Consider the following 25,801-nt stretch of genomic DNA (forward strand, 5'->3'; position numbering starts at 1 on the left):
AGATGAACAAGCCGTTGGGATTAAAGTCCAACGGCTTTTTTCATTACTTTCCATAAATTAGGCCTTAGATTAAATTGTTTCTTCAAATTAGAAAGCGATGTTTTATCCTTGTTGATAAAGGCCAATATAATTTTGTCCTGCGTTTTATTTGATTTTTTCAATCGGTTAATCAACTGATCGTAAAGTTCTTTTTCTCCAAGGTCTTTATATGCAAGTAATGAGAAAAGATTATTGATGGTTGATCTTTCATTTGAGTTAATAGAATAATCAGCAATTGTTTGGAGCAACTTTTTTTGTTCGTTTTTTTGATTTGTTGCACCATGACTCATTGCTAACAAATAATCCTGCATCCGCTCATCTGGGCTATAAGGTTTACCGACCCCAATATTTTCAGGCCATTCTTTGCTATCTTGTAAAGTATTTATTGCCGCCCCATAGTTTTTAGCGTCTAATTGTTGCAATGCTTCACCAATATGAGCTTGTTCAAATATTCTGCGACTTTCACTGGCATGCTCAAAAGGGAGGATTTGAATGGAGGACAATACATTAATTACTTTTTTAAATTCTTCTTTGTTCAATAATGCCTTAGCATGTGCAAGTCCAATATTATAATTCTCAGGAAATTTTCTATACCCTTTTTTTGATTTGGAAATGGCCTCATCGTATTTATTATTGTCCGTATAAAATTGAATGCTTTCTTCCCAAATCTTCCAATCCCTTGGATTCAAATCTATTGCTTTTTCAATATCCCCACGCTTTTCTTCATAGCTATTTTCAGATAGAATCTTGGCCCTGAATCTATAAAACACATCAGAATCTGGTGCAGTATTCAATTCTCTAAGTATAGACTTGCCTTTATTGGCAAGGCCAACAGCAATGTAATTTTGGGCCAGCATGTATTTAAATTTCCAATTTCCATTTTGCTTTACGACCCATTCTAATACTGGTCGAGTTTCTCTTCGATAAGGGAACACAAAATCTATGGATTTTGAGGTAAGTTTTTCAAGTATTGCAGAACTCTTTATTGAATTGGTATTTCTTAATAAATAAGCTGCCCAAAGTTGATTTTTTGTGTCATTTGACCCTTGTAATAGAGTGGAAATAGCCTCAGTCTCAAGACCCAGTGAATGATAATCTATAGCCACTTGTAATGCGCTCTCCTCATTAAATTCGTTTTGAACAGATAAACCAAGATTGGATTCATTTTTAAATAATGCAATTTCTCGATGGGTAAAATGATCCAGCGGGTCATGGTTTAAGATAGTTTTGACACGTTGTTGAAAACCATTTGTATTATTTTGAATTCTATAAATTGCCAATATTACTTTGTGAGCATTTAAATTAAATGTGTTAAAGTCCAAAGCTTTCTGGGCATATGTTAATGCTCTCTTATAATTTTTAGTCTTTAAATATATCTCGGCCATTTGGGCAAAAGAAACAGACCTATACTTTATATCTCTTGCAGCCCAACCTAAAGACTCTAAGGCGTTGGTTTTGTCATCTAAAGCTCTGTATATTATACCTGCCATATAGTTAGCAGGAGAATTATAAGTGTCCATTTTAAGGACGTTGTTAACAAGTTCTAGAGCTTTTTGATAATTGGTTCGCCTATATTCAAGCTCAGCCAATTTTACTAATCCTATTTGGTTTGAGGGATCGTTTTCAATCAGCTTTGACAATTTTTCATGCGACAATGAGAATTCTCTGAATTCCAGTGCCTCTATTCCTTCAAAAAGCAGTTTCTCTGAATCCGATACTTTCAGTTCTTTATTATGTTCAAAAGGTCTTTTCAGTTCATTTTCATTTATAAAATTTTTATAATGCAATTCTGTACCCTTAACGGAAACTTCAATTTTGTCATTTTCTCCAGCCGCAATTGTAGTAGAATACACCTCCATTGGGCGTAGCTTTAATCTTTCCGAATTAATTGATTCGCCATTAACCTTAATTATTAAATCATTGTCCATCTCGTTAAGGGCATTTATTCCGATGTAAGTTTCGTTGTCTTTTGTTTCAAGGTTAAGAACCCCTTGTTTTGAGGCATCTACCATTCCCCCAATTTCTTTATATGGAAACCAGATTTCACTCCAGCTGTCCATAACGTACGGATCAAAGCCAACTTGACTAATAGGATTGGTTACTCCCGGGGAATACTGATCAAAAAGCCTTCCTGCTTGGAATTCAATATATTGTCCATCTGAATCTGTCAAGAGATCTTCCCAAATTCCACCTCCTCTAGATAAATCCCATAACCAAAGTTTTTGCCCGGGCATTTCTTCATAAGGTGCCCATTGTCCAAAACCAAATTTTTTGTTATGGTAATACCCGCCAAAGAATTCGTTGTACTCTCCAACAATATGGTAACTTTTGGAAGGACCAAACGTATTGTTTTTATAAAAAGACAAATCTCTTCCTTTAGGATCTACCGGCCAATTATGCGGATTACCGTTATGCTCGACATATTTATTGCCTGGTATAAAGAATTCAAGATCATATGTAGCTTCTGCAGCCGCAGTCATCCAATTGTAATAAGATTCATTTACTGGTGAGGCGTTATACCAAGAGGCATTGGTCTCAAAGTAAGCTTTTCCCTTTTCTAATCTAATTTCCACCGTCCATCTGGTATTTGATGGTAAATCTGTATTTCCGACAACACAACTAACGCTACCATCTTCATTGGTTCGGGTTAAAAAATCTACCGCAGTTGCTGTTGACGGGTGGTGACCTATAATTCCAAAATTAAACTCAATACCACCTGAGGTCCACGGTCCTCGCATTGAAATATTCCTGAATTTTATTACTTCATTTTTATATAAAAATTCTTCACCTGTACTTTTTTCAATTGCACCCCAAACTTTACCGCCTATTTCTGGTAAGACAAAGACTTTTATATAATCGTTCTCAAGGGTAACAACCTTCCAGTTTTTTATTTCTGAGACGTGCTCATATTCTTCGAATTTAAAGTACGGGTATATTTTAGGATTTTCAGCCAATATTGGCACTGGGTTAGGTTTACCAAATCCATAGGTACTTAGAGGAAGTGATTCTTCCTTTATTGAGACAGATTGTGCATGAATGAATAATGATTGAAATAGAACAACAAGAAAAAAAGGTACAATACTAATTTGTTTCATCATTAATTTGGTTTTATATATTCTATAGCCTGAATGTAGTCGTTGTTATTTGCAATAAGAATAACCTCTTTTTCACCAACCTTGATTGTTTTCATATTCTTTGCATCTTGTGGTGCATAAAAACCACTTTCATTTATAGATGATGGTATAAATTCACCATTGCCATTACCTTTTAAGAATAGACCGGTGCCAGCATCATTTCTGGGAGTTTCTATTTCTGCCGGATATAAATTACCAACTAGTAATAGGTCTTTATAGCCATCTTGATCATAATCATTTATTAAAATGCTATTTATTGAAGACGTTTGAGCTAAGGAGTGCAGGGGACTGATTGAGTATTTACCACTTCCATCATTTTCTAAATATGCCGATGCAAAGGTCTTAGCTTTTCTATTTAGGGCCGTTTTCAATGATTGCCCATAAATATTATCTAGATTAGAATTACCAAATTCTTCATATGTTGGAAATTTGGTACTCAATGATGGGATTTGTTGTGTTGAACAACTTTTACCCCTAACAGGAAAAGCCTCACCATGTTCATAATAACTAAGTACAATATCTAAAGAACCATTATTGTCAAAATCATAACTGTGTACTTCGAAAGGAGCCTCAACAGAAGCTTTGTATTTATAATTAAGCCCAAGATTGCCAGCGACTAAATCTTGATCACCGTCGCCATCTAAATCATCTGATTTTATTTCATAATACCAACCTTCTGTATTTTCAATACTGCTTTTAGTAAATCCCCCTTTACGATTCTGGGAGAAAATCGTAATCGGCATCCATTCTCCAACAACGACTAAATCAACTAGTCCATCTCCATTATAATCAGTCCAAGTGGCTGCTGTGAGCATGCCTAATTCATTAAGCTCAGGGGCTAGGGTAGAAGTGACATCGATAAACTTGCCCCCTTTGTTTTCCAGTAGAACACTATTGGCAGGATGAGGATATTTTCGAGGAATCAGTCTCCCCCCGATAAATAAGTCAATATCACCATCATTATCAAAATCATGTGGCATTACACAGGAACCACTTGACAAATAATTGGGAATGGCATTAGTGTTTTTTGTAAAAGAACCCGAGCCATTATTTATATACAGTCTATCTTTTAAAGCAGGGTCATCCAAATCAAATTCATTACCACCACTAACTACAAATAGATCAAGGTCTTTGTCACCATCAATGTCCACAAATGTAGCTCCCATATCCTCACTTGCACTGTCTTTAGACCATGGACCGTTTATTTCATCGAATGTATTGTTGCTATTTTGTGTGAACAATTTACCTGGGAATCCTGCCGCCCCACCAAGATAAAAATCTTCGCGGTCATCACCGTTTACATCGCCAACGGTTATCGAGGGGCCAAACTGGGACATTTTATGTGGAAGTAGAATTTCGCTCTCATAATCATCATACTCGTTTTCAACATGTCTTACATTATTGAGGTACAATGATTTTGTAATGTCCGAAAAGAGCAGACTCTTTTTTTCTTCTGTATTCAAGATTTCTGCTTTGGGGACTGAAGTTGATACTTCATAAACCTTGTTGGCCGCCAAATTATCCAGCTTTGTAATGGTACCATCTGGCCATTCAACAACTGCCCTTTCAACTATTTTCATTTGACCCAATCCAAAATGAACTACATCTTCACTTTTAGACATATAGCCTCTTGCGTTGGAAATGAAATTGGACTGTAAAATATTTTCATTTTCATACAAGGTCACTTTTGCTCCTTGAATAGCTTTGTTGTCCTCTGACACTATTTTGAAACGTATGTAATTGCCCAAGCCCTTCTCAATACTTTCATTCTTATAAAGCATTACATTTTCATTGATATTATTGATTATCAAATCCAAATCTCCATCGAGGTCCAAATCTGCATAGGCAGCACCATTGGACAATGTGGGTATTTCCATACCCCATTCTTTAATTTTATTCTCAAAAGTATAATCCCCTGCATTCTTGTAAATATAATTCGCAAGTTTATCAGTCGGAGCTAAATTTGCAAAGTCCATAACATTGATCATGGAATTTGGATTCACTCCGTTCCTCTGCGCCAATTGTCTAATGCTATCTAACTTCTTCTCATACAAGTTGGTTAAATCACTGTTTCGATTGTTGCTAACCACGCCATTGGTTATAAATAGATCCTTGAGACCATCATTGTCGAAATCCCCAAATAAAGGTGCCCAACTCCAATCAGTACTTGTAACACCAGCAAGTTGTCCTAGTTCACTGAATGAGCCATTGCCATTATTTCTCTGTAGTGTATTGAACATATATTGGTGATGGCCGCCTTTATCAACAATTTCCCAAAATTGCTCAGGCGCCATACTTCCCATATTGGTTTTTATTCTTTTATGATCCTCGGCCATCATATCTACAATCATAACATCCATAAAACCATCATTATCATAATCGGAAACATCGCTCCCCATACTGAAATTTGAAATGTGTTTTGTTGCTGTTTTAAGCTCATCTTTGAATGTGCCATCTTTTTGATTTATGTACAAATGGTCGGCAACATCAAAATCGTTGGTCACATATATGTCTTGCCAACCATCATTATTAAAATCTCCTGTGGTTGCTGAAAGCCCAAATCCAAAATTTCTAACATTTGCCTTTTCTGTATAATCTTCGAAGGTGCCATTACCTAGATTTCGGTATAAACGATCACTAAAAAGTATATCGGAAAATTGTTCATAATTGAGCTTATTTCCAACGTTTGGGATACTTGGCGGTTGGTTTACAATATAAACATCCAATAAACCATCATTGTCAAAATCAAAAAAAGTGGACTGTATTGAAAAACCTTTGTTCGCAAGACCAAAAGTAGCTGCCTGCTCTGTAAATGTGAGGTCGCCATTGTTTATATATAGCTGGTTAGCACTTTTTTCATTTTCCAGATATGTAAATTTACATACATAGATGTCTTGATCACCATCATTGTCAATATCTGCAATTGTTACACCCGTAGACCAGCTGTTATCTTTTATTATATTGGATTTGTCCGAAACATCTTCAAATTCAAGATTTCCTTTGTTGAGAAAAAGTCGGTCTCTAACCTGATTACCTGTAAAGAAAACGTCTTGCAGTCCATCTTGATTAATATCTCCTATGGCAACTCCGCCACCAGAAATAAACGCCGAGTTGATCATATGATTATTTTCTCTAGATTGTTTTACGGAATTTTGAAACAGTAAGCCTGAATAATCTTTTGAAACCATTGTGAACAGTGTATCCATAGGCTCGGATTCTTTTTTTTCATTATTACATGAAATAAGAAAAAAACAAATGAATAAAGTTGAAATGGTTTTTTTGATAGTATCAATCATTCTAATGATTATTGGTCAATTAAAAATACAAAGATTTATAGTTCTATGAATCTATTTAATCCTATATAAATGCAAAAAAAAAGAGTCGTTTTCTAAAAACGACTCTTTTAAAGATATTGGAATTAAAAATTAAAAATTCGGTCCGTCTACATCCCACCAAAGTCTGGTTCCTATTTCATCAGGACCTCCAAGGAAGCCAGTGGCCGCAGCAACAGATGCTGTATTGTTCTCTCTTTGACTTTGAACAAAAACCTGTCTTCTCAAGAAGTCATCGGCTGGGATAACCCCCCAATCAGCGTTACTGTCATTCTGATAATTGAAAGGTAGTTTCGGATAATCAGTTCTTCTATGATCAACCCATGGTTCAATAGAGTTTGTATACCCATTAATCCATTTCTGTGTGATGATTTTTTCTAGCTTTTCTTCATTAGTTCCAGCATCATCCCATGCAACAGTGCTTGTTATGCGGTTAACAAAATCATTAACTGCCCCAGTAGCTTTGGGATCATCATAATCAATAGGTAAACCGGTATCATTGGCTAAATAAGTAGCTGCACCTCCAGCACCCCAATCCTCAAATGAGGCATTGACTCCAGCCTCATAATTGGCCATAGCATCACCAGCGCCTGTCCAACCTCTTAAGGCAGCTTCAGCTTTTAAGAAGTGCACTTCGGCAGCTGTGAAAAATCGTCTATTTTCTACAGATTTAAAATCAGAACTAATATTGGAATAATCTAAACGATCACCTTTGGCCACCAATTCAGCACCATTTCGAATACCTTTGTATGGGTAGGCCGCGTGATCAGGATAAAGTGTAGCATCAGTTGCAGGATCAAAGAATTTAGCAATCCTTGGATCATCATAACCAATTAAAATAGATTCCATAGATGCACTCATACGTGTATCGCCCCAACCAAAACTAATAGTAACAGGGGGGAATACCGCTCCGTATAGTGATACCATAAAATTATCGCCATTGGCCTCAATTAATCCAGCTGGATCACTCATTGCTTTTTCTCCTTGAGTTTTAGCTAATGCAGGATCTACTTTAGAAAGACGAATAGCTAAACGTAAACGCATACTATTCACCAGTTTCATCCATGCGTTGACATCCCCTCCATAACTGGCATCAAACTTGCCAAGTCCTGTATAGTCTGTATTCGCTGCAAATACGGCTTGAATTTCATCTAGCTGTGTGAAAAAGGCATCGTAGAGTACGGGTTCAGAATCATAAGTAGCTGGTTCTTCTCCGAATTTTGTATAGATTACTGGACCATGATAGGCAGTTAATCTAGACATTCCCAATAACTTAATCAGTTTTGCCCATTCTACAAATACAGGATAACCTTCAGCAACTGCCACTTTGGATACTTGGGTTGCAGGCGCCATAATACTTCCATAAATTCTATTCCAGTACGTATTCCACCTTATATAATAAGTGGTATTGTTAATACCACCTACAAAAGGGGTAGGAGTGGCCAAATGCCTTACCCACGAATCATGGGATAAGTTATGTTCAATTTGATGGCCAAATAGATTTTTCAACATTGGAGGGTAAAAAGCTCCCACATTGTTGAAATCCTGTTTTAAGGACTCATCGGTAACTTGGTACGGATTTTCGTTTAATTCTACGAAATCGTCCGTACATGCACTTGTGTTCAACAAAAGTGCAACAATAAATATGTATATTATTTTTTTCATGTCTTACTTATTAAAATGTTAAACTTAAGTTTAGACCGTACGTCCGTGTTGACGGTAAATTATAGTTGTCAATACCAACATTGTTTCGTCCAGTGGCTTGTTGAATTTCAGGGTCAAATGGTGCGTCTTTGTAAAAGAAGAACAAGTTATTTCCAATAAATGAAACCGAGGCATTTTTTACCCAATCAATAGAATCTACATTAATGTTGTAGGAAAGTGCCAATTGAGCCAATCTAACACTGGTTCTGTCGTAAATATGTGGCTCATCAATACCATTTCTACCGCCAATGGCATCATAATAAGTAAAAGGATCAATTTGAGTAACAGCTGAACCATTTTGTACTGCATTGATTATCTCATAACCTCTATCCCTAGCAACTGCAGATCTTTCTGATACACCATATCCATCTAATAATGCTTCTGTTTGACTGGCCACTAAGCCACCGAACTTACCATTAACTTGAACATTCAATCCCCAGTCTTTATAATTAACTGTGTTGCTCCAACCTAAGATATAATCAGGTTCTGCATTACCGAATAATTCTCTATCCGTTCTTAAAGGCCTGCCGTTTCCATCATCCAATAATATACGTCCTTGGTCATCACGTTGAAATTTACGTGCATAAATATCACCGATAGAACCACCTTCTACCATTCTAATTGATATACCTTCAGCACCTCCCTGCCCAATGTTTTGGGTATCAGGATGTAATTCAACAATTTCATTCGTATTGTTAGAATAGTTAAACGCCGTTGACCAAGTCAAATCTTCAGTTACTATGGGTTTACCAGATAGTGTTATTTCAACACCTTTATTTGTGATTTCACCTGCATTCACAAAGAACGAAGTATAATCTTCGATAGGTTGATTAATTCTAATGAACTGATCCTGACTATTTATATTATAATAGGTTAAATCAAGACCTAAGCGATTATTGAAGAATCTCCAATCCAATCCAAATTCAGTGGTAGTGATAATCTCTGGTTTAGCATCTGTAAATGGTTTTGTCGTGTTAAAATTAACTGAACCATCGGAATTAATGCTGTGTCTTGGAAATATTGCATTATATGGGATTTCATTACCAACACTGGCATAAGACGCCCTGAATTTTGCAAAACTGATTTCTTGAGGCATATCGAACATTTCAGTTAATATAGCCGTTAGACCAAACGAAGGATAGAAATAAGAATCATTTCCTGTAAGAGCGAGGGTAGAAGCCCAGTCATTTCTTCCTGCAACATCCAAGAACAACATCTCTTTATAACCAAAGGTGGCATTTGCAAACAAAGATTGCTTTTCAACTCTACTATCAAGAGTAGAACGCACCTGTACAACTGGTAAAAGATTTTGGAAATAGAATTCGTTGGCATACTGAAGACCATCTGCACTTCCTCCCGTATCTACCGCAACACCATTACCAAACGTGGTTTTTTGATATGTTCCACCTGCTAAAGCGCTTAAAGTGAAATCTTCACCAAATGTTTCATTATAAGTTAGGATACCATCCAAATACACACTGGTGTCATCATATTTTTCATACCTCCAACGTCCGTTTGAAGGTACCGTAGTTGTATTACCTCCCGCATTACGCTGATTATTGAATTCTTTTGCAGCATAGTCATAATTTCCTCTGAGTTGAAACTTAAACTCTTCGCTTATATCATATTCAATATTTAAACTACCAATAACCCTACTGGTCTTATCTTCTTGAGATTCCTCATTTAACAACCAATATGGATTGGATTGTAAGTGATCCGCAATAAACCAATTCATCTCATTGGTGTTTCTCGCTAGATTGGGTACACTATAATTGTTCTTGAAATCATTAAAATTTCTATCCCTTGGAAACCAGTATAGACCTGTTAAAGGGTTATTATAGTACCCTGCACGGTTTCTACCATCAGTCTTTTCTTGAGCTAATAAAATATTAGAGGTAACCTTAACTTTATCATTGAATAATTTCGTTGATTGTTTAAAGGTTAAATTGTTTTTCCCATAATCATTCATGGGAGTTACACCTGAAGAAGTTGTATTTGCATATGAAAAATAAGCCTGTGTTTTTTCATTACCACCACTAACAGAAACAGAATTGAAGTAATTAACTCCCGTCTCAAAATAATCATCAACATAATTGCTGTCATAATCACCTCTGGTAGTTGACCAACTTTCCTTAGTACCGCCTTCACTACCATATCTAAATTGAAGCTCAGGAGTATCAATTATACTCTCGAAAGTTATACCTGTATTAAATTGTACGGTTGCAGCTCCTTCTTTACCACTCTTTGTAGTAATGATGACAACACCATTCGCACCTTGGCTACCATATAGAATAGCAGCATTCGCACCTTTAAGGATACTCATGCTCTCAATATCATCAGGGTTCAACTGAGAAAGACCATCACCTTGATCAACCCCATCCCAAAGACCTGGCTGACTTCCTTTATTGTTAACCATTGGTATACCATCAATTACAAATAAGGGAGAACTATCTCCATTAAGAGATTTACTACCCCTGATTTGAATTTTGGTTGACCCACCTGGACCTGAACTACTTTTTCTGATTTCAACACCAGCGGCCTTACCCGAGATACTGTTTACAAAGTTTACGTCCCTTGTGTTTGTAAGTTCCTCACCACCAACAGTTTGTTGGGCATATGTTAAGGTTTTTTCCTTACGTTTAATACCTAGGGCCGTTACAACGACTTCATCCAAAGCTTCGGCATCTTCTTCCATTGTAACATTGATTGTACTTGAAGAACCAACGGTTGCACTTTGACTTTTCATACCTAGATATGAAAATAATAAAACATCTCCTTCGGAGGCCTGAATGGAATAATTTCCATCGAAATCTGTCTGAGCACCATTGGTAGTACCTTGTACCAGAACATTTACTCCTGGAAGAGGAGATCCGTCTGATGCATCAGTAACAGTACCTGATACTGTTTTAGTCTGGGCAATCATTCCCTGAATGCAGAGAAGAGCCAAAACTGTCAAAAAGTAATGTACTTTTTTTTTCATACTAATAGAGTTTAGTTTTTTTGTATTAAATAAATCTTGGAATAAAAATTCAGAGTAACAGGAAAGTATCGACAAATAACAATTGTCGAAAGCTTAACGACAATTAACGCTAACACCAGTTAACTGATTTCATTTCTTTTTAAATGTGAATTTGACTAACTAACAATTCTGTTAAAGTAGAATCAATTTCGAGTAATAGTAAAATTTTAGAAAAGTGAATGGGTTTTAATCATACAGTTAGTTTTTTAGTTGTATTTTTTTTGTGTGATATATTAATATCTTGTGAATTTAAACTATTTTTTGAATATAACAACTACACCTTCTCAAAATGTGTTCGAGCACATTAATTATATAACTTTTTTTGAGAATTATTCAAAACTTAATAGTATTTGATGTTTGGAGCGCTAGCTCTTTAAAAATAGGGCTTACTACAACGTTTGCGTAAAATGTTTATTGGTAAACGCACTCATTTTAAATAGTATTTTACATTTTCCGAAGTAATAATATCTATTGGTAAAAATCTTTGAGTAGGTACAGGTTTGCCAAATAAGAAGTACTCCGCCAAATATCCTACGCCTAAATAAGCCTGTCTTTTAGGTTTTTGATGAATTAAAAAGTCAATCTCTCCATTTTCAAGATACTTAATGTTTTCATCCAAAAGATCAAAACCCACGACGGTGCATTTAAATTTGAATTTCTGCAATTCAGCGACCAATAAATGGACCTTCGAGTTGGTTACAAAAAAGGCCTTAATATTAGGATTGGTCTTAATAAAGGAGAATACTTCATTTTCGAAATTTGCGAGATTACTTGTATTGAATCTCTTAATTGTTAATTTGTTTTCTTGATACCCGAGTTCTTTAAAATAATTTCTAAACCCATTTTCTTTTAGTTGCATATGGGGTTCCATGTTAATGTGGATAATAGCAATTTCGTAATCCTTTTTTACCATTTTGTCAATCAAATTTGCCCCAATTCTTCCACATTGTTCCAAATCCTGTCCAATGAAAAACTCACCTTGTATAGAATCTATATAATTATTGAATAAAGCTAATAGAACTTTCCTTTCTTTACATAATTCGTAAACTTTGATTGACTCTTCTTGAAACAATGGCGCCATCAATACAACATCAGGATCCACATTCATTGCTTCATTAGATCTGTGGATAAAGGATTCTTTGTCGTAAGGGTTATATAAAAACTCCTCTACCAAAACGCCAAAAGGTTTAAATTCCTGCGCTGCAGATTTGATTCCTTTCCTTGCAGGCTTCCAATATGGGTCCAGATTAGAATCGGGTAGAAGTACGGCTATTTTATATATTTTGTTGTTTTTGAGGTTTCGCGCAATCGGATTGGGGATAAAATCCAATTCTTTTAACGCCCGATCAACTTTTTCATAAGCTTTTTTAGAAACCTTACCACGTTTATGCAGCACTCTGTCAACTGTACCTTTTGATACTCCGGCCAGTTCAGCAACATCTTTTATCGTGTGTTTTTTGGCATTCATGGTACATCTGGTTGAAGTATATTCAATTTAATAGATATAAAGCTAGACAAAAAAATGAAAGTCAGGATTTTTTTATTCAAGCGGTTTTTTCAACAACCTATCAAAAGCTTCAAATGCTAGCGCCAAAATTATGACCAAGGCAGAACCAATAAAGTTCAACCATAAATAGCCCAATTTCTCTTGACCAGAGGGATAAATATGAATCAAATAATAATAGATAACGCAGATTAACAATTGAGTTAAAATTGCAGCAAAGAATACTGCATTTCCTTTTACATACTTAAAGAAAAATGCCAATAAGAAAATCCCGAGCACATTGCCGTAAAATATGCTTCCAATGATATTTACCAATTGTATAAGGTTGTCGAATAGATTTGCAACACATGCAATTAAAATAGCTATAACTCCCCATAATAAGGTAAAGGCCTTTGAGGCCTGTACATAATGTTTATCAGGTAAATCCTTTATTTTATTTCGCTTGTAAAGATCCAAAGCGGTAATGGTGCCCAGTGCATTTAATTCAGATGCAGTAGAGGACATTGCAGCAGACAGTATTACAGCCAGGAGTAAACCAATAAGCCCCTTTGGTAAATTGTTCAGAATAAAATGGATAAAGACGTAATCTTTATCATTGGTTTCAATTGAGTCATCGGCCTTCTTTATCAAGGTTTTGGCAACGGCTCTATTAGTACTGTCCTTACTATTGATATTGATAATCTGCATTTTGGCCGCTTCAATTGCAGTATACTCTTTAAGTTCAAGGGCAGTGGAAAATTTGTTCTGCGCAATAATCTTTTCAGTTTCCAACGCCAGCTGTCTTTCTTGGAGAACTTTGTAGTCTTCTGCATATTCTGAATTTAAAACACCTTGTGTGGCTGCAGGATTAAAATTCAAGGGAGAAGGATTATATTGATAAAATACAAAAACCATAATGCCGACCAAAAGAATAAAAAACTGCATTGGTATTTTGAAAATACCATTAAAAATCAGCCCCAGTTGACTTTCTCTAATCGATTTTCCCGATAAATAACGTTGTACTTGGCTTTGATCTGTACCAAAATAAGCAAGTGCCAAAAAGAGTCCGCCGGTTATTCCGCTCCAAAATGTATATCTACTTTTTGTATCAAAACTAAAATCAAGAATATTCAATTTATCACTTGCTCCTGCAATTTTCAAGGCTTTACTAAAACCAATATCTTCAGGCAAGTATCCAAGAATAAAGAAAAATGCCATGAACATTCCAGCGAAAATGATGAACATCTGATGTTTTTGCGTAACACTAACCGCTTTTGTACCACCTGAAACAGTATAGATTATCACCAAAGAGCCTATTATAATGTTTAAGGTTCTCAAGTCCCAACCTAGAACTGCGGAAAGAATTATTGATGGGGCAAAGATTGTTATACCAGCTGCAAGACCACGTTGAATCAGGAAAAGAATTGCAGCTAAAGATCTTGTTTTGAGGTCAAATCGGTTTTCAAGGAATTCGTATGCCGTGTAAACTTTGAGTTTATGGTATATTGGAATAAATACCAGGCAGATGATAATCATTGCAATGGGTAAACCAAAATAAAATTGCACAAAGCCCATTCCGTCATGAAACGCCTGTCCTGGAGTCGAAAGAAAAGTTATTGCACTGGCCTGGGTTGCCATAACCGATAGACCAATGGTCCACCATTTTGATTGGTTTCCACCGCGCACATAATCATTTACATCCTTACTGCCCCGTGTTTTCCAAACCCCATAACTAACGATGAACAAAAGCGTTCCAGAAAGAATTATCCAATCGAGTGTTCCCATATCAAGTAAAAGCTGTCATTATATAACTAAATACCAAAATATAAATGATGTTAAGAACAAGCACCAATGAATATTCTTTTTTCCAAACAAAGTTTTTCTCCATGATCAACCTTTAATTTCACTTTTTTTATCAACGTTTTGTTTTCCTACGGATAACATGTTGGCAAACAATTTATAAGCTCCAGATACTCCAACTGGCAGTTCTCTGAAAAAACTAAGTCCCGTATATATATAATTTCCTTTTCCGTGAGGTGCAATCAATAAACTTCCTGACTTAGAAGTTTCTCCTTCATCGCTCATAGAAAGGATTGGGGTAAATTGTTTGTCCCAATCATTCGGAAAGTATAGACCACGTTCTTGTACCCAACCATCAAAGTCGGATTCGGTTATTTTATTGGGGTAATTAACAAGTTCATGGTCTTTTGCAATTATTTCAACGGCCGAATTCTCATCTGTCACCCTATCTCTTGAGAGTTTTAAAGGGTAAGGAGCTAAATTATCGAATTGTTTGTCCCATCTCCCAGCAGTGTTATACTGTACAATTAAATTACCTCCATTGGCAACATAATCAAATAAATATTTTTGTTTGAATTTTAATTCGCTTACCACATTATATGCTCGTATACCAACAACAATGGCATCATATTTTTTTATGGATTCTTCGTTAATTGAGTTGGGGTCAATTGTATGGACCTGATATCCAATTTGCTCTAAACTTTCAGGAACTTGATCTCCGGCACCTACTATATAACCAATATGTTCACCCACTTTCTGTATATCAAGTCGAACAACTTTAGCCTCAGAAGGAAGTAAAATTTGTTGGGTTGGTACATGGTCATAAGCAATGGTTACCAATTCTTTAGTATATTGATTACCGTTTATTTTAACTATGGGGGAAATATAGTTTTCATCTTCATTGTTAGGCGGGGTCAATTCAAAAACAATAACCTGTTCATCACCTTTTTTAGCAATTTCGAATGATTTACTTTCTTGATCTACTTTCCATCCTTCTGAATAACAGAATTGTACCTCTCCTTTAAGATTATCTTTATGCGCCTTTACGGTAACAGGTATCTTTTTAGTATTTCCATTTGCAAAAATAATAACCTTGTCACTGAATTTAGCTGTTGCCTCTGGCAGTACATTAAAAGGCTGGTATAACTCGCCTTTATCAGGTCTCGAATATCTGTGGACCACGGGTTTTTTGAATTCTATTTCATAACCATTAAAGTCTAAAACAAAGCAGGCGAAAAAAGCAGGTGGTGTCTCTGGTTTACCAATCAATGAAGTGTTTTCAACAGTGTACATTCCTAAACTACCTTTTTTCTTTAACCAATAAGGACTGGTGAAAGCGGTTGTTTTTGGAATCGTCAATTCTAAATCAAAATTGAGTTTTTCATTTTCTGACAAGACTTGTTCTTTATTCTCGGTAATGTGATTAACTGAAATTGACTTCAAAACGATTTCTGCCTTACTTCTATTCAAGGCCTCTATGTTGATTTTGATGGAATTTCCAGGATTCGCCATTGGATTGCTTACCGATACCTCAAGATAAAGGCCTGTAACTGCAGCAACTATATCTTCTATTTGATTGGTTTTTAGGGATTTCCAATGCTCGTCTGAAATATTTTGAATCAGGTTATGAGCCTTGAGTAAATTTGGTAGATGCCTAGAAGGATTTTTGAAATCAAAATTATTTTCAACCTCATATAATAGTTTTCCTATGGCCTCACCGCCTTCGATTCTTGACCAAGAAGTATCAATTCCGTCGAAAATATTATTCTTATCTTTTGGTAAATCACCCTTCAACAATTCAACATATTCGTTTTGACTGCCTCGGGTTGATAATCTACCGAACCCTTGACATAGATGTTGGCTACTTGCCAAAGAAGCAATTTCATTATTTGAAACTCCAAGCATGGGGTAATAGACACCAATATCAAAATTCAACATATTTGATTTGTCAGCTTCCTTAAACTTCTCCTCACTTCCGTAGAACCACCACGAAGTGTTGAAAAATAGACGTTTTGGCTGCCAGACATCCATTCCTTTTAATTGGTTTGAAAAAGAATTGGGGTTACCTGCCAAATCAAAGGCCTCTACACTCAACATGGCGGAAGACGTATGGTGTCCATGTGTGGAACCTGGTGTTCTATGATTGAATCTGTTAATGATGACATCTGGTTTGAACTTTCGAATTGTTCTAACAACATCACTCAAAACTGAATCCTTGTTCCACAGTTTCAGGGTTTCCTTCGGGTGTTTTGAATATCCAAAATCGTTGGCTCTGGTAAAAAACTGTTCACCACCATCTACTCGGCGAGCAGCCAACAATTCTTGGGTACGTAAAACGCCCAACAGCTCTCTCAGCTCAGGACCAATTAAGTTTTGGCCACCATCTCCTCTGGTAAGTGATAAATAGGCTGTTCTAGCTTTTACTTCGTTTGATAAATATGAAATGAGTCGTGTGTTCTCATCATCGGGGTGTGCAGCAATATATAAGGCTGACCCTAGGAAGTTTAATTTTTGAACTGAATGATAAATATCTGAAGACGAATTCTTCTTTGGGGCTTGGCCATTTAAAAGATTAATAACCAAAAAGAATCCTATCAAGGATACCAATAAATTTCGCATGATTTTGTTTTAGTTGGTTCCCAAAGATATAAAGAAACCCAAGCAACCGATAACATTTACATTTTCTTTAACAGCCGAAAAAGTTAGCTGTCTTTCTCCTCGGAAACGCTGCTTTTAGCTATTAATGCCACTCCTTTTTGTAACAACAGGTTATTGGGATAGGTTACCAATTCACCATTGTCCAACTTTAAATAAAGATGAAAAGCCTTTATGTCAAGTATTTCTGCTTCATCAGGAAGATCGTTGTCCAAGATCCGTATACGGTCACCAATTTTGAAAGGGTAAGAGAAGAACAATATGATTCCCGCAGTTACATTGCTTAAAATAGACCATGCAGCGAACATGGCAACACCAATAACAGCAAATACTGAAGAAAATAGAAGCCCTATTTCCCTGAAATTTACGCCCCAAATAAAAATTAATATTCCAATGCCAAGTGCAAATAACCCTATTGATATATATTTGATTATCAAACGTGTACGCGCTTGGTTAAAGTCACTGACTTTAGACAATCGACGTATTGTCATTGTAATAATGAGCTTGAGCAATAAGAGTATAACAAGTGTAATTGAAGTTGCTACTAGCTCCTGTTGGTGGGTTACAATGAATTCTTGCATAAACTATAGTTCTAAAGTATCGCGCAAAGATAAATCGTTATTTCCATTTTGCTGCCAATAAGGTGTTTTTATGGTCTTGATTTTTGTGGCGGTCGAAGTCATTTTTTTGGCATTTTTACCAAACCCACTTTTAAAGGTTTCCGACCAACTTTCAATAGAATAGGGGAAGGTTGATTTGAATTTGATTTCCAAACTACGCTCTAAGGTAGGATAGGTAATACTATAAGTACTTATCCCTTCTTTTATATTTAAATCAGTTATTGCATTATATGATTTTAACTCCTTATGTGACAGTCGGATATATTCTAAAGATGGAATCATTTTAATCTCACCGATGGGTAATTTTTCAGGATTGATTCTAATCCTGTTCCATACTTCATTTTCCAATAAACCTTTGTTCAATTCCATCTCCCTGTCACCCTCGGTTTCGAAGTATGAGAATGATTTTACTTGAAACTTATCACGATTGTTCAATTGGGCAAAAACCTGCCCACACCACTCTTGGGCAGAAAAGGTCAATTTCAATACATGTTGATTGTCATGAACAGGATAAAAACTACTGTTCATTATGGAATAAGGGTAAATACCGGTTAGGTATTTTTTAGTGCTGTTTAGTTTTAAAACAGGGATGTTATTGGCATTATTATTATCAGCCTTTACTTGTTTATCGGATACAAAGGGTTCAGTAACATAAATCAAAACAGACTTACCTTCCCTGATCTCACCATACCTTGCTTGCTCAAGTTTATACGAAGATATTTCTGCATTACCCGAATACCAATATGACTTGAACTCATTTGATAAAGATGTTTTAGGAACAATAACGGCCTTTTCAACAATTTCACTTTTAGAGTTATTTTCGGCTCGTATTTCACCACAGGATTCTACAAAACCAATAATTAGGGCAAAAATAACAACGGCCAATTCAAACTTTAACCACTTTTTCATCTTTTGGATTTTTACTAAATCTAATTAAAATCAACTAAACTACCATGTTCATTAACGTTTTGTAAACCAATTGAGTAGGGAGCCCGACCACGTTGGTATATGCTCCTTGTATCTCTTCAATACCAATAAGTCCTATCCACTCTTGTATACCATAGCCACCCGCTTTATCAAATGGTCTGTAATTTTCAACATAAAAGCAAATCTCATTTTCAGTGAGTGGTTTAAATTTTACCTTGGTCGTATGATTTACGGTTTTTTGAGAAGTATTGGTCGTAAATGTGACCGAGGTGATTACATCATGCCAATCATCAGATAAATGTCTGAGCATATCATGTGCTTCTTTATAACCATCAGGTTTAGCTAAGGATTTTTCGTTGTGCCAAACCACGGTATCTGAGGTGATTAATATGTCATTCTCAGTCAAAGTTCCATCAAAGGCCGATGCTTTGAGTTGTGAGAGGTAGTCAGAAATCTGACTTGCTTTCAATGATACTGGATAAACTTCTTCAACTTCTTTAAGTCGAATTTCAAAAGGAATACCCATGTCCTCAAAAAACTGTTTTCTTCTTGGCGAACCTGAAGCTAAAATTATATTATAACCCTTTAACTTGTCGGTCAACATGTCTAATCGTTTTCTGCACTAAAATTGTCCATCCAATCTCCACGGACTTTCAACACTTGTTCAATAACATCACGAACACAGCCATCACCACCATTTTTATGTGAAATGTATTTACTTACTGCTTTTACCTCCTGGATTGCATTTTGCGGACACGTAGGCAATGCAATCATTTTCATAGGCGGAATGTCGGGCATATCATCTCCCATGTACAATATGTTTTCAGGTGCAATTTCATATACATCCATATACTCCTGTAAGGGTTCATCTTTATGATGAGCGCCCATATAAAATGTATTTACTCCAAGACCTTGTAAGCGAACTTTTACCCCTTCATTAGTGCCACCTGTGATGATGCATACGTTATACCCCTTTACAATAGCCGTTTTAAGGGCATAACCATCTTTTACACTCATTTTACGTAATAACTCGCCTTCATTGGTAATGAGTACCGTACCATCTGTAAATACACCATCTACATCAAAAACGAATGTGGTAATATCTTTTAAATATTGCTTATAACTTTTTTCCATAGGTCTTTGTAATTGATCTGCTTAAAAGCGAATATATTTTTTTGTGGTTTTTATTTTTAAGTTTTTTCAACTGCTTCTTTACGGTTTTTGTATCGTTTCTTCTTCCGGGACCTGTTTGCGCTTCATAGGGTGTCATATCCTTAATCTTGGCAGCCGTTTCATTGATTAATGTATGTAACAATTCAAAATCAACATCATTTGTATCACAAATCTCTTTAGCCTTATGATACATATGGTTGGTGAAATTATTGGCAAAAACCGCCGCCAAATGTAAACCTTTACGTTGTTTTGTATTTATTTCATATACATTATCTGATAGAATTTTGGCAAATGAAGTCAAAAGAACCCTATCCGATTCATGTTCAGCTTCAATACATAAGGGAATTTCCTTGAAATTCAATGTTCTATTTTCGGTAAAGGTTTGAAGCGGGTAGAAAACTCCGCGTCGATTATTTTTGGAAAGTGCTTTCATGGGAGTGCTGCCAGATGTATGGGCAACTACCCCTTTTTTATGAACCAGTTCTTTGGAAATTTTTGCAATCGCCGAGTCGCTTATCGCAATAATATAAATATCTGCTGGAGCAAGGGTTAAAATGTTACCGGTGGTTTGGGCCTTTTCTTGAAAATAAGACAAAGATTCAGCGTTTCGCCCATATACTTGTATAATACTTATTTCTGTACTGGCAAGGCAGGCATTGAACAAATGTTTAGCTACATTACCGGTTCCAAGAATAGTTACGCCAATCATGCCACGAAAATAGTGATATAATCATTCTTTCTGAAGCAATAATTGAAGTATCATCAATGTAGCTTAGAAGTAAAAAAAGAGCCACATAAAAATGTGGCTCCTCAATATTTCCTTTTTCATTTTTTGTTAAGCACATGAAACCTGCACGGCATGCGTATGGTCATTGTCGTTGGTAGAAGTTATTGAAATAGACGAATTAGCCTTGAGTGAGGTAAAATTTGCAGCCGTCAGGTTTATGGTATGACCGTGCCCAGATGTTCCTTGAATGGAATAGGTTTTGGCCACGCCCGCATTCACATCAGCCTTTGAAACAGTCAAAGAATGGCCATGATTACTGCCAATTGATATCGAAGTGCCATTCGCTAAACAATCTGCATTGGCATTTTGTTTTGGTGGTTCATCTACACCATCATCTGAGCTTGAGCAACTTAACATAGAAACGGCCGGTACGGCAATCAACAATGCTCCAACAGATTTTTGGATAAAAGTTTTTCTGTTCATAGTTTTTGATTTTTCGTTAATACTCCTTTTAAATGTTTTAAGCTGTTATTGGTTTGGTCAAGAAAATGTCTCAGACCTAACAGGGAAGCGTCTTTTAAATAGACTTTCCTCATTGTTGAACACTTGTTTTTTTGAATAGAATAGCCATTGAAAATGCACCAACGGCCATGACCAAATCTCGTATGGCAACATCAATGAAACTCCAGCTAAATAAGAGGGTTAGGGCAATGGCTACCAACCAGCCCATCACAACCAATGCACCAATTCTAGGTTTTAATAGAACCAAAACCCCCGCTATGATTTCAATTGCACCCACAATCATCATGAAAGCTTCTGTTCCAAAAGGAAGCATTTCTATAAGACCGTTTGAAACGTACTTGCCCCAATCGGTCAAAAGGCCGGTGAACTTGTCAGCTCCTGCGATTATTGGAACGAGGCCATAAGTGTATTTTAAAATTGTTTTTACTAATTGAACGTTTTCTTTCATAAGGTTTCGGTTTTATTATTCATAACTTTAATTCAGACTTTAGATAAGAAAGGGTCAAAAAGGTTACACGATTTTGTAACTATTTTCAAGTTTTAACATCTAAAGCAAAAAGAAAGTCCATGGATGCCATAAAAATTAGTGACCATAATAATCAAAGGGTTTCCGAATCTGATATCATTAAGCGTATATTATCTGGAGAAAAAGAACTTTATGAAATCCTGCTACGTAGAAATAACCAAAAGCTATACCGCGTAATTAGAAGTTATATAAAGGATGAGGCTGAGATAGAGGATGTAATGCAGAACACCTATCTAAAAGCTTATGAGAAGCTGCACCAGTTCAAGCAATCTTCATTATATAGTACATGGCTGGTACGAATAGGTATTAATGAAGTTTTGGCTCGATTGCGTGAAAAAGGAAAGGTGGTTGATATAAACACGGGAATCTCGAATTATAAAAGCAATACTGTGTTGGAAATTCCTGATAAAAACCAATTGAATCCTGAAAAAAGAATTATAAGAAAAGAAATGCAAAGATTAATAGAAGACACAATTGATTCAATAGATGCCAAATACCGTACTGTTTATATTTTAAAGGAGGTTGAGGGTATGTCCGTTAAGGAAATTGCAGAATGTCTTGATATTTCTTCTTCCAATGTAAAGGTTAGAATTCATAGGGCCAAAGCTATGCTCAAGGCAAAATTGTATGAGACTGCAAAAGGCAGCAATGATCTTTTTGAGTTTGGCAATACTAAGTGTGATCGGATTACTTTTAATGTGATGCAGATTATTTAATTAGAATTTAGGGGGTTTTTTATCAAATAATCCAGTGATTATGAATATTTTCACATAGGTAAAGTTCCTGCAAATTTCTCTTTAAAATACCTTATTTTTGCTGACCGTAATTAACAGGTATTTTGTTCCTATGAAAGATTTACTTAAAAAGGTTTTCTTCTCCACTCGTCTTATGGCGGTATTATTTGTCGTTTTTGCAACAGCAATGGCTTTTGGAACTTTTATCGAAAGCTGGTATAGTACAGAAACGGCTAGAATATGGATTTATAATGCCACTTGGTTCGAAGTGATCATGGTGTTTTTTGTAATTAATTTTATAGGTAATATTTATAAGTACAAATTACTCAGAAAGGAGAAATGGCCGGTTTTGCTATTACATCTTTCTTGGATACTCATTATTATTGGGGCATTTGTTACCCGCTACATAAGTTTTGAGGGTATGATGCCCATCAGAGAAGGTAATTCTGAGAAAGTATTCTATTCAGATAAAACATTTTTAACGACATATGTTGATGGTGAGATAAATGGAGAACCAAGGCGTAAAACGCTGGAGACGGACTTGATTGTCACTTCAGAGGCTATGAAGTCGAAACTTCCTTTGAACAATGATTTTAACGGCCAACCATTCACTATTTCTTATGTTGATTTTATTGAAGGAGCTAAAAGAGGGTTGGTTCCTGATGAAAATGGGATAGAATATCTCAAAATAGTTGAAGCTGGGGGAGGACAGAGACATGAGCATTATCTTGAGAATGGTAAAGTTGCCAATATTCATAATGTTTTGGTGACCTTGAACAAAGAAACCGAAGGTGCCATAAATATCTTCACAACAGATAGTACATATCATATAAAGTCACCTTTTGAGGGTGATTTTATGCGTATGGCGGATCAATTTCGAGGCGTGTTAATAAAGGATAGCTTGCAAACCCTACAATTACGTTCATTGTACAATACCGCAGGAATGCAGTTTGTAATTCCTGAGCCTATCGTAAAAGGATCCTATGGTGTGGTTAAAGTCCCTGAAGCTGAGATAACACCCGCTACCCAGGATGCATTAGTGGTAGAGGTGACAAGCAATGGAGAAACAGTACAGCAAAAATTACTAGGAGGCAAGGGAGTTTCTAATTTTTCAGACAGAATTAAGGTAGGCGGATTGGAATTTGCCTTGGCCTACGGTTCCAAAGTCTATGAACTGCCATTTAGTGTTAAATTGAATGACTTTATTGCTGAAAAATACCCGGGAACAGAGAAGGGGTATGCCTCTTTTATGAGTAAGGTCACCGTTGAAGACGAACGCCCTTTTGACTATGACATTTATATGAACCATATTTTGGATCATAATGGATATCGTTTTTTTCAAGCAAGTTTTGATCAGGATGAACGAGGTACTGTGCTTTCTGTGAATCATGATTTTTGGGGAACATGGATTACATATATTGGATATTTTCTATTATATGCCGGGCTAATGGGAATCATGTTCTTCGGAAAGACCCGTTTTCAGGATTTGGCAAAATCCTTGGATAAAATAAAAGCAAAGAAAGCGGCCTTATCCGTGTTGTTTGTTTTGGGGGCATCGCTCAATGGTTTAGCACAGGACCATACAGATAATGATGGTCATGATCATTCCAAGATGCCAACACAAGTTCAGATAGATTCTGTTTTAAATGCAAACATAATACCGGCGGAGCATGCCGAGAAGTTTGGTAAACTTGTGGTTCAAGATGAAGGTGGGCGCATGAAACCAATAAATACCTTTTCTTCGGAATTACTTAGAAAACTAAGCTTGAAGGATAAGTATAAGGATATGAACTCTGATCAGGTGTTCCTTTCCATGATGATGAACCCCTCGATTTGGTATAATGTTGAATTCATTTTATTGGATAAAAGTACAAAGAGAACGGGCATAAATGATAGTATTAGAAGTGTTATTGGCGTCTCGGAAGACCAAGAATATGTAAAGGCCATTGATTTTTTTGATAAGGAGGGTAGTTACAAACTAGAGCCTTTTTTGAGAGCTGCTACCGCCACAAATAACCCCAATAAGTTCGAAAAAGATTTTAAGGAAGCCAATATTCGGTTGAGCCTTTTAGATCAGGCCTTGAGCGGACAAATGGTGAAAATATTTCCACTTTTGAATGGTGAGAACAATAAGTGGATATCGGCTGTGGAATACAGGGGAGGGCAGTATCAGGTAACGGACTCGCTTTATGCCAACTTTATAAAAAATGCGATTCCGTATTATTTAATGTCATTGCAAAAGGCTCAGTCAAGTGGTGATTATACCGAGGCCGACAAATTACTGGCAGCATTTAAAAAGAACCAATCAAACCACGGGAGTGAGGTGCTACCCACTGATGCTAAAATTAATACTGAGGTTATTTATAATAAGCTTGATATTTTTAATATCCTCTACATGGGCTATGCCTTAGTAGGTGCTTTAATGTTCTTTGTATTGATCTTTCAAATTTTTAAGGAACGGGAAATATGGCGAATAGGTACTTATTTCTTTAAAGGCACTATTTATATCCTGTTTTTATGGCATACGGCAGGATTGATATTACGTTGGTACATTTCCGGTCACGCTCCTTGGAGTGATGCTTATGAAAGTATTCTATATGTGGCCTGGGCGACTATTGGAATGGGATTATTGTTAGGTAGAAAGAGCGACATGACCATAGCAGCTTCAGCCTTTGTAACTTCAATGTTATTGTGGATCGCTCATCAAAGCTGGGTAGATCCATCCATTGCCAATTTACAACCAGTTTTGGATAGTTATTGGCTTATGATTCATGTAGCAGTAATTGTTGGTAGTTACGGTCCTTTGACCGTTGGGATGATTTTGGGAGTGGTGTCGTTAATCCTGATTATTCTCACCAATAAAAAGAATAAAAAGCGGATGCAGCTCAATTTAAAGGAATTGACCACAATCAATGAATTGTCTTTGATGGTAGGTTTGGTAATGTTGACCATAGGCAACTTTTTGGGAGGCCAATGGGCCAATGAAAGTTGGGGTCGTTATTGGGGCTGGGATCCAAAAGAAACTTGGGCCTTGATCTCGATCATGGTATATGCATTCGTAATTCATGCCCGTTTGGTGCCAGGTATGCGAGGCCGATGGCTTTTCAACTTTTTAAGCATTGTGGCCTTTGGCAGTATTATGATGACTTACTTTGGTGTTAACTTCTACTTAGCAGGTTTACATAGTTATGCTAGTGGGGCACAGGTAATCACTCCTACGTTTATTTATTATACCGTTTTTGGGGTGCTTGTTTTGGGCGCTATCAGTTATTGGCGGTATAAAGTCAATTATAGCAAATCATAGTTTCTTTATAGTTTTTTACAAAGAATGATGTTCTAACTCGGTTGCTGAGGTGAGTGGTCCAAAAATGACCATTTTATCCAATTGATACTTATACAGAAGAAA

The 25,801-nt window shown here is 36.2% G+C and carries 16 protein-coding genes; 2 read left to right on the plus strand and 14 right to left on the minus strand.

The annotated features are described in order from the left end of the window. Window positions 1-20 precede the first annotated feature (20 nt). From FB2170_RS11520 to FB2170_RS11585, 14 genes are all read right to left on the minus strand, one after another. Window positions 21-3,137 (minus strand): DUF5107 domain-containing protein, encoded by a 3,117-nt coding sequence (locus FB2170_RS11520; protein ID WP_083802962.1) that lies wholly within the window; start codon window positions 3,135-3,137, stop codon window positions 21-23. Continuing rightward, the gene (locus tag FB2170_RS11525; protein ID WP_041632823.1) at window positions 3,137-6,469 is read right to left on the minus strand and encodes a VCBS repeat-containing protein; all 3,333 of its coding nucleotides are present in this window, start codon (window positions 6,467-6,469) and stop codon (window positions 3,137-3,139) included. The genes FB2170_RS11520 and FB2170_RS11525 overlap by 1 nt, the downstream gene beginning before the upstream one ends. 129 nt (window positions 6,470-6,598) lie before the next feature. Further along, complete coding sequence (locus FB2170_RS11530; RefSeq protein WP_013306732.1) at window positions 6,599-8,170, minus strand: SusD/RagB family nutrient-binding outer membrane lipoprotein; 1,572 nt, start codon at window positions 8,168-8,170, stop codon at window positions 6,599-6,601. 10 nt (window positions 8,171-8,180) lie between these two features. Next, window positions 8,181-11,189 (minus strand): SusC/RagA family TonB-linked outer membrane protein, encoded by a 3,009-nt coding sequence (locus FB2170_RS11535; protein ID WP_013306733.1) that lies wholly within the window; start codon window positions 11,187-11,189, stop codon window positions 8,181-8,183. Between the two features lie 466 nt (window positions 11,190-11,655). Then, window positions 11,656-12,696 carry a LacI family DNA-binding transcriptional regulator gene (locus tag FB2170_RS11540; RefSeq protein ID WP_013306734.1) on the minus strand — a complete coding sequence of 347 codons (1,041 nt, stop codon included), beginning with the start codon at window positions 12,694-12,696 and terminating at the stop codon, window positions 11,656-11,658. Window positions 12,697-12,768: 72 nt separating this feature from the next. Next, window positions 12,769-14,496 (minus strand): sodium:solute symporter, encoded by a 1,728-nt coding sequence (locus tag FB2170_RS11545; RefSeq protein WP_013306735.1) that lies wholly within the window; start codon window positions 14,494-14,496, stop codon window positions 12,769-12,771. 105 nt (window positions 14,497-14,601) lie between these two features. After that, window positions 14,602-17,130 (minus strand): PIG-L family deacetylase, encoded by a 2,529-nt coding sequence (locus FB2170_RS11550; RefSeq protein ID WP_013306737.1) that lies wholly within the window; start codon window positions 17,128-17,130, stop codon window positions 14,602-14,604. Window positions 17,131-17,213: 83 nt separating this feature from the next. Then, complete coding sequence (locus FB2170_RS11555) at window positions 17,214-17,747, minus strand: mechanosensitive ion channel domain-containing protein (RefSeq protein ID WP_013306738.1); 534 nt, start codon at window positions 17,745-17,747, stop codon at window positions 17,214-17,216. 3 nt (window positions 17,748-17,750) lie between these two features. Further along, complete coding sequence (locus FB2170_RS11560) at window positions 17,751-18,695, minus strand: hypothetical protein (RefSeq protein ID WP_013306739.1); 945 nt, start codon at window positions 18,693-18,695, stop codon at window positions 17,751-17,753. A 34-nt stretch (window positions 18,696-18,729) separates the two neighbouring features. Next, window positions 18,730-19,317 carry a Maf family nucleotide pyrophosphatase gene (locus FB2170_RS11565; RefSeq protein WP_041632826.1) on the minus strand — a complete coding sequence of 196 codons (588 nt, stop codon included), beginning with the start codon at window positions 19,315-19,317 and terminating at the stop codon, window positions 18,730-18,732. A gap of 2 nt (window positions 19,318-19,319) precedes the next feature. Then, window positions 19,320-19,847 carry a KdsC family phosphatase gene (locus FB2170_RS11570; protein WP_041632827.1) on the minus strand — a complete coding sequence of 176 codons (528 nt, stop codon included), beginning with the start codon at window positions 19,845-19,847 and terminating at the stop codon, window positions 19,320-19,322. Next, window positions 19,831-20,595 (minus strand): Rossmann-like and DUF2520 domain-containing protein, encoded by a 765-nt coding sequence (locus FB2170_RS11575; protein ID WP_013306741.1) that lies wholly within the window; start codon window positions 20,593-20,595, stop codon window positions 19,831-19,833. Before FB2170_RS11575 ends, FB2170_RS11570 begins: the two co-directional genes overlap by 17 nt. Before the next feature lie 126 nt (window positions 20,596-20,721). Continuing rightward, the gene (locus tag FB2170_RS11580; RefSeq protein ID WP_013306742.1) at window positions 20,722-21,096 is read right to left on the minus strand and encodes a hypothetical protein; all 375 of its coding nucleotides are present in this window, start codon (window positions 21,094-21,096) and stop codon (window positions 20,722-20,724) included. 109 nt (window positions 21,097-21,205) lie between these two features. After that, window positions 21,206-21,583 (minus strand): hypothetical protein, encoded by a 378-nt coding sequence (locus FB2170_RS11585; protein ID WP_013306744.1) that lies wholly within the window; start codon window positions 21,581-21,583, stop codon window positions 21,206-21,208. A gap of 119 nt (window positions 21,584-21,702) precedes the next feature. Here FB2170_RS11585 and FB2170_RS11590 point away from each other — a divergent pair, with 119 nt between their 5' ends. Together FB2170_RS11590 and ccsA are read left to right on the plus strand one after the other, a co-directional pair. Further along, window positions 21,703-22,377 (plus strand): RNA polymerase sigma factor, encoded by a 675-nt coding sequence (locus FB2170_RS11590; protein WP_013306745.1) that lies wholly within the window; start codon window positions 21,703-21,705, stop codon window positions 22,375-22,377. A gap of 130 nt (window positions 22,378-22,507) precedes the next feature. Then, on the plus strand, window positions 22,508-25,699 hold the full coding sequence (gene ccsA, locus FB2170_RS11595; protein WP_013306746.1) for a cytochrome c biogenesis protein: 3,192 nt from the start codon (window positions 22,508-22,510) through the stop codon (window positions 25,697-25,699). The last annotated feature ends 102 nt before the right edge of the window (window positions 25,700-25,801 follow it).

This window comes from Maribacter sp. HTCC2170 (genome assembly GCF_000153165.2).
GTDB lineage: Bacteria > Bacteroidota > Bacteroidia > Flavobacteriales > Flavobacteriaceae > Maribacter_A.